We start from the raw sequence: 13,840 nt of genomic DNA on the forward strand, positions 1-13,840 counted from the left end.
GAGATCCAGGTGGACAAGGGCGGACACCGCGGCATCCACCCCTGTCGGCCGCCGGGCCGAAGCGGGCAGACCCCGGCGCCGCGAACCATGGTGCAGGCAACCCCCCCTCACATCCTGGTCAGGAGCCATGAGTCCCCTCCAGAGCGCCCTCATCGTGAACGCCGTCGTCCTCGCGACCACGCTCAAGGCCGACCTCGGCACCAAGGAGGTCAACGGCAGACGGCTGCGCCGCCCCCTGTTCATCGCGGCGGCCATCGTGCCGCTGTTCGTCCACACGCTCTACACGAAGGGACCCGGCCTGAGCGTCGAGGTCGGCGGCGCGGCCGTCGGCGTGCTGGTCGGCCTGATCGCCGTCGGCCTGATGCGCGTCCACCGCGACACGGCCGGCCGGGCCGTCTCCACCGCCGGTGTCCTCTACGCCGCCTTCTGGATCGTCATCGCGGTCGGCCGCTCGGTGTTCTCCTACGGCGCCGGTCACTGGTACGGCACGCGCCTCGCGACGTTCTTCGTCCAGCACGGCGCCGCACCCGGGGACGTCTCGGGGATCATCACCAACGGTCTTGTGATCATGGCGGTCGTGGCGCTGCTCACGCGCAGTGCCGGACTCATGATGCGCGCGCGGACCACGACCCCGGTCTCCGCCCCCGCCGCCGGAGGCACGCAGCCCGCCGCGCGGCGCCGGGCCTGATGGGGGGCGGTCAGGACCGCGAGGGCCGCCGGTCCCGCGCCGGGGCGCAGGACCGGCGGTGCGGTCACTTCTGGATCACGGCGCTGTCCAGGGCGATGTTGTGCCCGCCGCTGGCGGGGTTGATGTCGGGTGCGACGGTGACCACGACGGTGTGGGGTCCGGCCGGCAGTTGCGGACTGGTCCACACGCTCGACGAAGCCGCCCGCCCGGGCGCGTAGTTGTCCACCTTCACGGGGACCGAACCGTCGACGCTGACGTACATGCGCCCCTGGTCGGTGTCGCGGACGGCCCGCAGGGTCACCTGCCGGCCCGTGAAGTGCAGCAGCGCCGTCGAGCCGGGAACGTAACTCCAGTTGGCGGTGGTGTTGTACATGTCGCCCACGCCGTTGGTCTGTCCCCAGTTCGTGCCGTACTGGAAGTAGTCCGGTCCGCTGCCCGTCACGGCGGCATCCACCGTCGTGCCGCCCTGGCCGGCGGGGACGACGGTGACGAGGAAGGCGTCCTGGGCGGCCGCTCCGGCGAGCGACAGGTGCACGCTGCCGGTTCCGGCCGGAACGGTCTGGCTGCTGACGGTGACGGGCTGCTCCAGGGGCGCCTGGTCGGGAATGCGCTGGACGGTGACCGTGACACCGCTGCCGCCGGACAGTGCCGGGCTGGTCAGGCCGTTGATGGTGAGATCCGCCGAGGGGACGCCGGAGGTTCCCGCGGCCAGCACCGAGGCCCTCCTGCGCACCGGATCGACGGTGGCGAGGGCGGCGAGCGTCCCCTGCGTGCTGACCTGTGCCCGCGAGCCGGTCATGTCGGCGTACCCCTTGTAGACCCACCACTGGCCGGTCGGCCGCAGCACACCGTTGCTGCGGACCAGGGTGCCGTCGAGGGTCCCCGCCGCGCAGCAGTCGTCCCAGATGGCGTGGGAGGCGGAATCGATGCCGGAGTTCGCCAGCTGGGCCAGGTACCAGGCCTGATAGCCGGCGTGCTGCTCATCGCCGTGGAGGTACTCGTTCATCGACAGCGGCAGTCCGCCCAGCCCCTTGGAGTCGAGCAGGGAGCGCATGGTCTGGGCGTCGGCGACGGGCGTGCCGCTGAAGTGCCAGTTGACGACGTCGGGAACGGTGCCGGCGGCTTTGGTGTGGTCGAGGAAGGGGGAGACGTTGCCCGGACTGAAGTCCCACAGGGAGGGGCCCACGATCACCGCCTGCGGGGCGGCGGCCCGCAGCTCGCGTACCGCGGTGTCCCACATCTGGTAGTACTGCGTGGTGTTGAAGCCGGGTGGGAAGAACGCGCCGGCGGGCTCGTTCCAGATGTCGTAGCGGACCTTGACCCCGGAGGCGGCGACATCGGCGGCCAGGCGGCGCAGGAAGGCCTGCCAGTTGCCGCAGTCGCCGCCGGTGCAGGGATAGACGGTGGCGGCGGGCTGGGTGCTGTCGGCCCCCCAGATGTCGCTGACGAGCAGGTCGTAGGTGCCGTCGTAGGGCGGTGAGGTGAGCCTGCGGGCCTGGGCGAGCGCGGAGTTGAGGCGGCGGGTGTAGCCGCTGCCGGGGGTGTAGTTGTCGCCGACCCATCCGCCGCCGTCGAGACGGGCCCCGCCGCCACGTGCCGAGCGTGGGGCGAGCGGGGCCAGCAGGCTGTCGTCGGGCCCGCTGCCGTCCTCGCTCAGCCCGTACAGAAAGCCGCTCCCGACACCGGTGGCAGTGCCCTGGGTGGTGCCCAGGTCGACGGTGACGGCCTGCCCGTCGGCGTGCGCCGGTGCGGTCGCGGCCAGCTGGCCGCCGGTGACGAGCAGGGCGAGCGAGGCGAGCAGCGCGGTGAGTCCGCCGCGGCGGCGGATGCCGGTGCCGCCGGCCGGATGCGGTCCGGCCGGGTGGAGTCCTGGTGGGTGCGGTCCGGTCGGTGGGGAGTGCAGGGGGTGCGACATGGAGTGTCCCTTCTTTGTCCTCAGCCCGGTGGGCCGGGGCGGCTCCAGGGGACGGCCGCCTGGGCGGCGGCCTGCTTCAGTGGGCGAACGCGGCGGCGATGGGGGAGCCGTCGCGGACGAAGACCGGGATGCGGTCGAGCGGCGCGTCGGCGGGGACCGTCCGGCCGCCCGGGTGGAGGCGGTGGCCGGCCGTGTCGATCCAGTCCGCGCCCGCGGGCAGGTAGACCTGGCGGCGGCGCTCGCCGAGCCGGGTGACGGGGGCGATGAGCAGGTCGGGGCCGCACAGGAACTGGTCCTCGACCGTCCAGGCGGTGGGGTCCTCGGGGAAGCCGAAGAACAGCGGGCGGATGACGGGGGCGCCGCTGGCGCCGGCCGCGGCCATCTGCTGATGCAGGTAGGGACGCAGATCCTGGCGCAGCCGGAGTTGACCGGTGAGGATCTCGTAGGCCTCCTCGCCGTACGACCACAGTTCGTTGGGGCCGCCGCTGTGACCGGCGGTGAAGCTGTCGCGCGGCTCGCGGTGGCCGTGCATGCGCAGCAGCGGGCAGAAGACGGCGAACTGGAACCAGCGGACGACCAGTTCACGGAAGTCGGGGTCGTCCGGGTCGCCGCCGTGGAATCCGCCGATGTCGGTGGTCCACCACGGGATGCCGCTCAGCCCGGCGCTCAGCCCGGCACGTATCTGCGCGGCCAGCGCCTCGAACGTGGCCGGGATGTCGCCCGACCACAGGGCGGCCCCGTAGGCCTGGCTGCCGGCCCAGGCGGACCGCACCAGACTCACCGGGACCTCTTCACCCGCGGCGCGCGTGTGCTCGTAGAAGCCCCGGACGTGTTCGCGCGGGTAGAGGTTGGCCACCGCGGTGCCGGGACCCGCCGCGTAGCGGAGGTTGCCGAACTGCTCGGGGAACATCTCCGGTTCGCACGCGTCCAGCCACCACAGCCGGAAGCCGAGGTCGAAGTAGTTGCGCTTGACACGGCTCCACACGAAGTCGCGGGCCCGTTCGTCGGTCGGGTCGTAGAAGGTCACCGGCAGCGGCTCGCCGGCGAACTGGCCGTCGGGGAAGACGTGCTGGAACGGCTGGCCCTGCTCGGTGCCGACCAGCAGCCGCTCGTCGCGCATGCGGGCGTAGTTCTCGCTCAGGACGCTGACGGACGGCCAGACCGACAGCAGCGGCCGTACCCCCATGCTCTCGAGCTCGGCCACCATGCCGGCCGGGTCGGGCCAGTCGGCCTCGTCGAAGCGCCAGTCGCCCAGGTGCGGCCAGTGGAAGTAGTCGACGGCGATGACCGACAGCGGCAGGCCCCGCCGCTGATAGGCGCGGGCCACCTCCAGCAGTTCGTCCTGGGTGCGGTAGCGCAGCCGGGACTGCCACAGGCCGAGGGCCCATTCCGGCAGCACGGGAGCATGCCCGGTGGCGTCGGCGTAGTGGTGCATGATGCCGGCCGGTGTGGGGTGAGTGGTGATCCAGTAGTCGATCTGTTCGGCGGCGTCGGCGACCCAGCGCGTCTGGTTGGCGGCCAGTTCCACCCGCCCGACGGCCGGCTGGTTCCACAGCAGGCCGTAGCCGCGGGAGGAGAGGGTGAAGGGGATGGTGACCTCGCCGTTGCGCTGTACGAGATCGATCACCATGTGCTTGTGGTCGAGGCGCCCGTGCGAGTGCTGGCCCAGCCCGAAGAAGCGCTCCCCGTCGTAGGAGGCGAACCGCTGGTCGATCCGGCAGCCGTGGTCACCGGCCGGGGTGAACTGGCGCGGGCCGGGCCACGCGAAATGCCCCACGCTCTCGCGCAGCAGCTCCGCCCCGTCCTCGGTGCGCACGAAACGCAGCCGCCCCTGCGGCGACAGCTCCACCCGCAGGCGTCCGACGGTGAGGATCCTGGTGCCGGACGTGTCCGTGTGCACATGAGCGTCGGCGGCGGCGGGCGAAGCGCCCAGGGCTCCGGGCAGGTCGTCGCGGATCCCGTGCCGGGCCGCCCGTACCCGGACGCTGTCGGGGCCCCAGGGCTCCACCCGGAGGACGTGCTCGGCGTCACCGAACTCGAGCCGGCAGGCCGCGGCATCGGGGACGGACGCGGGGATGTGGTGCTCGGCTGCCTGCGGGGCCTGAGAGGCGGGCGGGACGGGCGGTGTGGTGGTGTCGGGCAGGGACACACTGCTCCTTTCGACAGAGCGGGGTGGAGCGGAAGACGGCGGTATCGCGGAGCACCCACCGGACGGCGCGGTCGGTCCTCGCGGTCGGTCCTCGCGGTCAGTCCTTGACCGCGCCGCCGGTGAGACCGGCTGCCACATGCCGCTGGGCGATGACCAGCAACAGGGCGGCGGGCAGGGAGGAGATGACGGCCGTGGCCATCACCGAGTTCCAGCTGGTGGTGTTGGTGCCGGCGCCGATGTAGTCGTACAGGCCCACCGTGATGGGCTTCCAGGTGGTGGAGTTGAGGTTGAGCGTGGTGGCGAACAGGAAGTCGCCCCAGGCGAAGAGGAACGCGAACAGCCCCGACGTGATCAGCGCGTTGCGGGACATGGGCAGCACGATCCGGCAGAAGGCGCCCACGGTGCCCGCGCCGTCCAGCGATGCCGCTTCCAGCACGGAACGGGGAATGCCCGTCATGAAGGCCCGCAGGATCAGCACGGCGAACGGTACGGCGAGGGTGGCGTCCGCGAGGATCAGCGCCGGCGCCGAGTCGAGGATTCCGGCGGAGGCGAAGATCCGGTACAGGGCGTTGGCCATCACGATGCCCGGCACGAGCTGGACCACGAGCAGCACGCTCAGCAGCGTTCGGCCGCCCGCTGTGCGCAGCAGCGCCAGGGCGTAGGCGGCCGGGGCGGCGACGGCCAGGGTCAGGAGGGTGGCACCGGCCGCGATGACCAACGAGGCCAGCAGGTGGCCGCCCTGCTGGGACAGCGCGTCCCGGTAGCCGCTGAGGGTGCCGCCCCAGGGCAGCCAGTGCGGGGAGCGCCGGGCCAGCTGCTGATTGGTCTGGAAGGAGGCGTTCACCATCCAGTAGAGCGGAAACAGCATGACCGCGACAATGGCGACACCGGCCGTGGTCTTGATCCAGGACGGCAGGGACCGGCGCCGGCGCGCACGGCGTGCACCGTCGGCAGCAGCCGCACCGGCCCTGACGGGAGCATGGACGGTCATGTCAGTGGTTCTCCGCTTCGGCACGTAGCGAGCGCAGATAGAACAGTGCGAAGACGGCGGCCACCACGATCAGCAGGTTCCCCGCCGCCGCGCCGAGCCCGAACTCCGCCAGCCCGCCGAAGGACAGCTGGTAGGCATAGGTGGTGACGGTGTGGGTGGCGTTGGCCGGTCCGCCCTTGGTCATCACCCAGATCACATCGAAGACCTTGAGCGTGTAGATCAGACCGAGCGTCAGCACGACGCCGATCACCGGCCTGAGCTGCGGCAGCGTGATGTGGCGGAACTGCTGGCGCCGACCGGCACCGTCCAGGGACGCCGCCTCGTACAACTCCGCCGGAACGGCCTGCAGACCGCCGTAGAGGATCACCATGTTGAACGGCACACCGATCCACACGTTGCAGACCAGCACGGCGACCATCGCGGTGCCGGGGTCGTTGAGCCACGGCACCGGATGCTGGACGAGGTGCAGGTTGAGCAGGATCTGGTTGACGACACCGTTGCTGGTGTCGAGCATCCAGCGGAACAGCGTGCCGGAGACCACCAGCGGCAGCAGCCACGGGATCAGCAGCAGCGCGCGCAGCAACTGGCTCAGCGGAAAGGCACGGTGGAAGAACTCCGCGAGCCCCAGACCGATGGTGAACTGGAAGAAGAGAGAACCCGCGACGAACACCAGCGTGTTGACCGCGGCCGTGTGGAAGACCGGATCGCCCAGCAGCTTCGTGTAGTTGTCGAGGCCGTTGAAGGGGGCCTTGCCGCTGTAGAGGGACTTGATGCCGTAGTCCTGGAACGACAGCACGACGTTGCGGCCCAGCGGATACAGGTAGAACACCGCGACGAACACGACGACCGGCACCACGAATCCCAGGCCCAGCCGCCGGCTGCGCACCGACCAGGCGGCAGGCCCGGACGGCCGCGGCGACGGCCCGCCGCCGGACACGGCGGGGGCGTCCTTGGAGACAGCCAGCGCCACCGCTACCTCCTCCCTGCCCCGGGCCCAGATTCGGCGGCGGTCCCGGGCCGGCATCCGGCCACAGGCACGGTCCTCATCGCGTCGCCTCGCGCTGCGCCTCGGCCAGGGCCGCCGCCGGCGACTTGCCGCCCGACAGCGCCGCCTGCACGGCCGTCCACATGGCCTGCGAGTACTTCGGATAGTCCGCTCCGAGTTCCGCCGTCCGGCCCTTGGCCGTGCCGATGGTCTTCACGAACGTCTTCATCTCGGGTACCGAGGAGGCCAGTTCAGCGGCCGCCGACTCGTCGGACGGCACGTAGTTGGTGAGTTTCGCCCAGGCCAGGCTGTTGTCCTTCGACACCATGCACTTGATGACCTCGGCCGCCTTGCGGGCCTTGTCGCCGTTGTTGCCGGCCGCCCACACCTCGCCGCCCAGGGCACTCGAGGACGTGCCGCCGGCCGGGGCGGGAACCGGCACGATGCCGAAGTCCTTCATCCCCGCCTTCTGCAACTGGGGCAGCTGCCAGGGACCGTTGACCATCATGGCCAGGGAACCGTTCGCGAACTGCTCCTCGACGTTCGCCTGCGTCCAGCTGAGCACGTCCTTGGGCGCCGCGCCGGAGGCGACCAGGTCCTTGAGGAGCTGCAGCGCCGCCACGGCCTGCGGCGAGTCGAGCTTCTTCAGCGAGGCACCCGAGCTGAAGAAGAAGGACTCGAACTGGAAACTGCCCTCTTCCGTGGCCGGCACCGCGAAGCCGACACCGCGCACCTTCTCGCCGTCGGTGAGCTTCTTGGCCGCCGTACGCAACTCGTCCCAGGTGCGGGGCGGTTGGATGCCCGCCTTCTTGAACATCGCCGTGTTGTAGTACAGCGCCAGCTGGTTCACCCCGGGCGCCACTCCGTACAGCTTCCCCTCGTACTGACCCGCGGCGACGATGTTCGGGTACAGCCCGTCCGTGCCCAGACCGGCCGCCCCGAGGTCGGCCAGGGCCCCGGTGGCGGCGAGCTGCTGCAGGTCGGGATTGTCGAGCAGGACCAGGTCCGGTATCGCCCGGCTGCCGGCCAACTGCATCAGCTTGGTCCGCAGTTCCGGCACCACCTGCCGCTTGACGGTGACCCCGGCCTTGTCGCCGCACTGCTTGAGCTGCTTGGGCAGCGCGCTGTGCAGCGGCTCCGTGTTGTAGTAGTCCATCTCGGTCAGGGTGATCGTCTTGCCCTCCGCGGAGTCGGAGGAAGAGCTTCCGCCGCAGGCGGTCAGTACGAGACCGGCCGCGGCGAGCAGCGCCGTCAGCGGGACGGACGAGCGGGGACGGCGGGATCTGACAGGCGTGGGCATGGCGGCTCCATGAAGGAAGGGATGCGCGGACGGCGCGGGCGGTGTGCCCGGCCGGCACAGGGCAGGCAGGGCAGGCAGGGCAGACGAGGGGCCGTACGGTGACGGCGGGGTGTGACCGGCTGGGGGGTGCCGGCCGAAGACGGGGGCCGGAACAGGCGGGGCCCGAGGCCGGTGTCGGCGCGGTTGAGAGGCACGCCGGGTATGAGCGCCGGGTACGTGCGCGGGGTACGAGGGTGTGTTGTCCCGAGGCTCGGCGGCTCGGCCCCGGGACACGGGGCCTCAGCGCGGGTGCACGCCGCCGGGGCCGGGCGCGGGTCCCAGGGTGCCGCGTTCGACCAGGTCAGGCCGGAGCAGCACGTGATCGAGAGACGTGGCCGGTCCGGTCACCGCCCGGTGCAGCGCCTCGACGGCCCGGCGCCCCATCTCGGCGGTGGGCACGTCGGCGGCGGTGACCTGGGGACTGAGACCGCACGCATTGTCCTGCGAGGTGACGGCCACCAGCGAGAAGTCCCCGGGCAGGCGCAGACCGGCCTGCCGAAGGCCCCGCAGGACGCCCGCCAGCGACCGTTCGTTGATCGTCACCAAGGCGGTGAGAGAGGGATCTTCTGCCAGCAGCGCCCGCGCGCACTCCTGTCCGGCGGACTGCTCGTCCTCACAGCACACCGCCCGTCCCTGCAGCCCGAGTTCGACCACGGTCTTCTCGAAGGCGTCCAGCGCGCGGTAGGCAGGTCCGTACTCACGGTCCAGGAGCGCCTGCGGGCGGTTCACCAGGGCGATCCTGCGATGCCCGAGCTCCGCCAGCCGCTCCACGGCCGTGGTCACCAGCCCGGCGTAGTCCAGATCCACCCACCCGTGTTCCGCGTCGCTGCCGGTACGACCGATGGTGACGCACGGCATCGACTCCTCCAGCAGCCGCACCACCCGGGCATCGTGCAGCACGGTCTCCATCACGATCACGCCGTCCACCCGGCGCTCGCCGAGCATGCGGTCGAAAGCCTCGTCGCGACCACTGGGCGACAGCAGGACGTCGTAGTCGTGATCGGCCGCGGCCTCGGCGACGGAGCCGACGAAGTGCAGCTGGTCGATGCTGAGATGGCCTCCCATCGGAGGGATCACCAGACCGAAGGCCCTGGTGGAGCCTTGGGCCAGCGCGCGTGCGGTGGCACTCGGCCGGTATCCCGACTCCTTGATGACCCGCTCGACCCGGGCCCTGACCTCTTCCGACACCGGGCGCTTGCCGCTCAGCACGTACGACACGGTGCTGCGTGACACCCCGGCTCGTTTGGCGATTTCGCCGATGTTCACTGCTCACCTCTGGGACCGACAGGGGCCTGCGATACCTGGTCGAACCGGTTCGCGAACCGGTTCGATGGCGATTACAAGCCCGCGGTATCGCCGCCGTCAAGGGTTCTGCAGCAGTTCTGGCAAGCGGACGGCATCAAGTAGGAGCAGGAACCGGCCAGATGAGGAGAGGAGGAGCCGAACACCGGCCTGGGTGGCGGACGGTACGCACCGCGGTCGGGCAGGAAGCAGCGGTCGGCCGCCACGGGGTCTCACTCGGCGTGATCGAGCTTCTCGTCCGGTGGCACGACGCGTGCCACGGCACCGGCACCCTTCTCGTCGCGGCCGGGGCCGCGCCCCGCGAATCCGCCTGCATCGACCCGCCGGGGCCCGCGAGCGCCTCACGACTTCACACGGCGTTCCAAATGCCCCTCGACAAAGGCGAGTTGAGGCAAGAACATGGTGCCCCATCGGCGACCGGGGCACCGGGCAGGGGGCGGGCTGTGGTGTACGACGTTCTGCCGCGCGAGTACCGGATGACGCGGCAACGGATGCTGACGTTCCTGGTGGTGATCGCGGTGGGCACGCTGAGCCTGCTGGGAGGCCTGCTGACTGCCGACGACCTGTCCGCCGGGTTCACGTACCCCTTCGCGGTCGCGTGGTTGGCACTCATGGGCTGGCTCTTCTACTCCACCCTGCGCTGTTCGACGAGGGTGGACATCAAGGCGATCCATGTGCGGGGCATGGTCAGACGGCGGCGGCTGGCCTGGGCGGACATCCAGGACATCAAGGCCGAGGCCAGTCTGGCCGGGGCGGTGCAGAAGGGCGCGGCCAGCGTGCTCGTGCATGCCTATGGCAGGGACGGCAGCAAGGTGCTGCTGCCCTTCCTCGACGATGTGCACGTGAACGTGGAGTACGAGCTGGGGGTGCTGCTGGAGGCCTGGGCAGAGCTGCGCGGCGCCGACTGGACACCGAACGCCGAGGCCGCCGTCGTCATCCGCCGGCGCGAGAGCCGTCAGGGGGCCCTCACGGCAGGGGCCGGTGTCACAGGCTGCGCGTTCATTCCGCTGATGGGGCTGGCGCTGCTGCCGCTCTTCGTGGACATGCCCGAATGGCTGGAGTCGGTGCTGAACCCGTTCGCGGTCATGCTGCTGGGTCCGCTGCTGATCTTCACCCTGACCGTGGTCGTCGACTATCGCAAACGGCTGCGCGACGGCTGACGGCCGCTGTCCTCCAGGTCCTGGCACTCCTCCGTCGGCACACCCACATCCGTGTAGATCTGCAAGGCCTGCTGCCGCGCCGATCCGGAGGCAGCATCGTCGGTCTTCCGGAGGGCTCGGGCGAGTGCCACGAGGGTGCGGGCTTCACCGAGTCGGTGGCCGGTCTCACGGTGTATGGCCAGTGCCTCCCGGCCGAGGGCGACGGCTGTGGGATACGCCGACTCGGACTCCGCCGTACCGCACAGGACGGTCAGGGCCTGTGCCTCCACCACCCGGAAGCCGTATTCACGTGCAAGACGCAGCGACTGCTCGGCATGGCGGCGGGCCTCGTCGTGGCGGCCCAGCTGCCGGTGCGTGAGGGACAGCCCGAGGATGCTGTCCGCCTCCATACGCCTGAATCTCGCCTCGCGGGCCAGGGCGAGCGCCATCCCGTCGGCCCGAAGGGACTCGTCGAAGTACGCCAGTCTCCGGTGCACGGCGGCGATCGTGTTGAGGATGGCGGCCTTGATCCAGCGCCGTCCTGTGTTCTTTACCTTGGCAAAGGCGCGCTCGGCGACCACCAGTGCCTCGTCGTGGCGGCCGAGCTCAAGACTGATCTTCGCGACGGCGTCGAGCATCATGGCGCGGGCGTTGAGGTATCCGGCACTCTCGGCAGCGGTGACCTCGAGGCCGAGGACGTCAAGGCCCTCGGCGAAACGGCCGAGTTCCCAGTACACCCAGCCCAGATTCTGCAGAGCCGGGCTGGTGTCGTGCCAGCCGATCTCCTCCTTTCGCCTGATGACCTGTTCGAGGTGATCGGCAGCGTCGCGCAGCCGGCCCAGATCCCGGCAGGCCATACCGAGGCCGACCAGCCCCAGCCCTTCGATGTGGAGACTTCCCGCTTCACGGCTGATCCGGACGCCGGTGCTGAGATGTCCGTGCGCACGGTCGAGGCGCGGCATGCTCCATTCCACCAGGCCTCTGCCGACGAGAGCCGCCGCCTCGCCTGTCGCCCAGCCGAGCTCCCGGCTGATGTCCAGTGCGCGTGCGTGGTGATCCATCGCCTGCCTGGCGTGCCCCCGGTCCCACTGGACCTGTCCGAGGCTGTGGTGCATGGCCGCCTGGCCGTAGAGGTCGCTTCCGGCCTCCGCCGTTTCCAGCACCGTCTGTGCGGTGGCCTGCCACGTCGCCCGCGGCAGATAGACCCAGAAGTAGCCGTACAGGGCGTCGGTCAGGTGCCAGGCGACGTGGCGGGGACCATGGCGGCAGGCATGGTTGACGACGGCGAGCAGGTTTGCACGCTCTGCCTCCAGCCACTGTTCGGCGTCGGCGGCGGACGGCGTGCCCGGCCGACCGTCCTGGGCGCGGAGGTCGGAGGGCAGCTCTGGGAAGAGCACGGTTCCCGAGATGGCGCGAACGGCGTTCAGGTACCAGATCAGGAGTCGTCGCAACGCGGCGTCGCGATCCGCCGCCGTCTCCTCCACCCGCGCCCGCTCCAGCGCGTACTCGCGAAGGAGATCATGGAAACGGTAGCGGCCCACCGTCACGGGTTCGATCAGGTGGGCTGCGGCCAGCACGCCGAGAAGGCGCCGGGTCTGCTGCAGTGGTGCGTCCAGGAGGACTGCCGCGCATGCCGCGGTGAGCTCCGGTCCGGGGAACAGGCCGAGCAGACGGAACAGGCGACGCGCGGCAGGAGCCAGCACTCGGTACGACCCGGAAAAGGCGCTCCGCAAGGGGGAGTTGTCGTCACCGTCCGGCTCCAGCGCCTCCAGCCGGTTCCCCTCGGCCAGTTCGGTGACCAGATCGGCCAGGCGCAGGCTCGGATCGCCCGCCGGCCGGGCGGCGGCCACGCGCAGCGCCAGCGGGAGGCCGTCGCACAGCCGGATCAGTTCGTCGGCGGCGAGCGGTTCGGCGGAAAGCCGGTCCGCGCCGAGGGCCTCACCCAGCAGCGCGCGTGCCTCGGCCGGCAGGAGGAGATCCAACGGCAGGGCGTGCGCCCCGTCACGCGCCACGAGGTCCCCGAGCCGGTTGCGGCTGGTGACGACGACACAGCAGGACGGGCTGCCCGGGAGCAGCGGACGTACCTGCTCCGCCGAAGCCGCGTTGTCCAGCAGGACAAGCAGCCGTCGGCCGGCCAGCAGGGTCCGGTAGACGCGCGCCTGGGACTCGTCGTTCGAAGGGATCTCCGATGCCGCGAGCCCCAGGCTGCGCAGCAGCAGCTCAAGAGCTTCGCCGGCCTTGAGCGGCTCTCGGTCCTGGTCGAAGCCGTGCAGGTTCACATACAGCTGACCGTCCGGGAAACGGTCCCGCACCTGGTGCGCCCAGTGCACCGCCAGAGCGGTCTTGCCGATGCCCGCGGCGCCGCCGATGGCGGAGATGACCACGGTGTTCGTCGATTGCGGGCTCTGCTCCGGCGTGAGCAACGCGTGCAGTCGGGCGAGTTCGTCGGCACGGCCGGTGAATCCCGCGACGTCGTGCGGCAGTTCGGCCGGGGTGGGCGGGCCGCTGTTGTGCGGCGGGTGAGCGGGTGGAGGAAGAGCGGCCGGACGCAGGAGGCGGGTGCCGTCCTGGCGCAGCACCGCTTCGTACACCCGGCGGAGCTCCTCACCGGGGTCGACGCCCAGTTCGTCACGCAGGTGTACGCGCATGTCCTCATAGGCGTTCAGCGCTTCGGTCTGACGTTCGCAGCCGTACAGAGCCCGCATACGCAAGGCCAGCAGAGACTCGTCGTACGGATCGGACGCGGACAACGCGGCGAGGTCGTCCAGGGCGTCGGTGAACCGGCCGAGCAGGACCAGCGACTCCAGCCTGGCCAGCCGGAGCGTTCGCCGGCGCTCCATCAGCCGTTCCCGCTCGGCCTGCGCGAACGGTCCCGGCAGCCCGGCCAGGGGCTCGCCCTGGAACAGCGCGAGCGCCATGGACAACTGGTCCGTCGTGGTGGCCAGGTCACCGGACGCTCTGGTGCGCAGCGCCTCGTCGGCCCGCTCGGCCAGGTCCGCCACATCGAGCCGGACGTCGTCGGTGACGAAGCGGTACCAGCCCTTGCCGCTGCGGATCACCGAGTCCGTATGCCGGGTGCCTTCGGCGTCGAGTGCCCTGCGCAGCGGGTTCACGTGACTGGCCAGCACCTTGTGGCCGGATGCGGGTGGCTCCGACCCCCACACCGAGTCGAGCAGTTGCTCATGGCTCACCACGGCACCCTGACGGAGCAGCACCGCGACCAGCACGGCCTGCCGCTTGACAGGCCCCAGATCCAAGGGCTTTCCGCCCCGCCAGGCCCGTAACGGCCCGAGCACCTCGATCCGCAGCCGCTGAGGAATTCCCCCGTCCAC

At 70.8% G+C, this 13,840-nt stretch carries 9 protein-coding genes; 2 read left to right on the plus strand and 7 right to left on the minus strand.

What is annotated here, in order from left to right; all coding sequences use genetic code 11:
- The first annotated feature begins 127 nt into the window (after positions 1-127).
- A complete protein-coding gene (locus tag ACFWXC_RS43855) occupies positions 128-688 on the plus strand; it encodes a hypothetical protein (protein ID WP_384488240.1) in 561 nt (186 codons plus the stop codon).
- Between the two features lie 64 nt (positions 689-752).
- Here the strand turns inward: ACFWXC_RS43855 and ACFWXC_RS43860 are convergent, their stop codons facing one another.
- From ACFWXC_RS43860 to ACFWXC_RS43885, 6 genes are all read right to left on the minus strand, one after another.
- Positions 753-2,603, minus strand: coding sequence for a beta-xylosidase (locus ACFWXC_RS43860; RefSeq protein WP_384488242.1), 1,851 nt, complete (start codon positions 2,601-2,603; stop codon positions 753-755).
- A 76-nt stretch (positions 2,604-2,679) separates the two neighbouring features.
- Positions 2,680-4,680 (minus strand): TIM-barrel domain-containing protein, encoded by a 2,001-nt coding sequence (locus ACFWXC_RS43865; RefSeq protein WP_384488339.1) that lies wholly within the window; start codon positions 4,678-4,680, stop codon positions 2,680-2,682.
- A gap of 169 nt (positions 4,681-4,849) precedes the next feature.
- Entirely contained in the window at positions 4,850-5,743 is an 894-nt protein-coding gene (locus tag ACFWXC_RS43870; RefSeq protein WP_384488244.1) for a carbohydrate ABC transporter permease, read from the minus strand.
- Between the two features lies 1 nt (position 5,744).
- Entirely contained in the window at positions 5,745-6,767 is a 1,023-nt protein-coding gene (locus ACFWXC_RS43875; RefSeq protein WP_384488246.1) for a carbohydrate ABC transporter permease, read from the minus strand.
- Between the two features lie 19 nt (positions 6,768-6,786).
- Positions 6,787-8,028: an extracellular solute-binding protein gene (locus tag ACFWXC_RS43880; RefSeq protein WP_384488248.1), complete on the minus strand. Its 1,242-nt coding sequence runs from the start codon at positions 8,026-8,028 to the stop codon at positions 6,787-6,789.
- A 279-nt stretch (positions 8,029-8,307) separates the two neighbouring features.
- A complete protein-coding gene (locus ACFWXC_RS43885; RefSeq protein ID WP_384488250.1) occupies positions 8,308-9,333 on the minus strand; it encodes a LacI family DNA-binding transcriptional regulator in 1,026 nt (341 codons plus the stop codon).
- A gap of 257 nt (positions 9,334-9,590) precedes the next feature.
- Between ACFWXC_RS43885 and ACFWXC_RS43890 the strand changes: the two genes are divergently transcribed.
- On the plus strand, positions 9,591-10,529 hold the full coding sequence (locus tag ACFWXC_RS43890; RefSeq protein WP_384488252.1) for a PH domain-containing protein: 939 nt from the start codon (positions 9,591-9,593) through the stop codon (positions 10,527-10,529).
- Here ACFWXC_RS43890 and ACFWXC_RS43895 read toward each other — a convergent pair.
- A complete protein-coding gene (locus tag ACFWXC_RS43895; protein ID WP_384488254.1) occupies positions 10,502-13,765 on the minus strand; it encodes a BTAD domain-containing putative transcriptional regulator in 3,264 nt (1,087 codons plus the stop codon). The genes ACFWXC_RS43890 and ACFWXC_RS43895 overlap by 28 nt on opposite strands.
- Positions 13,766-13,840 lie beyond the last annotated feature (75 nt).

The organism is Streptomyces sp. NPDC058683, assembly GCF_042716195.1.
GTDB lineage: Bacteria > Actinomycetota > Actinomycetes > Streptomycetales > Streptomycetaceae > Streptomyces.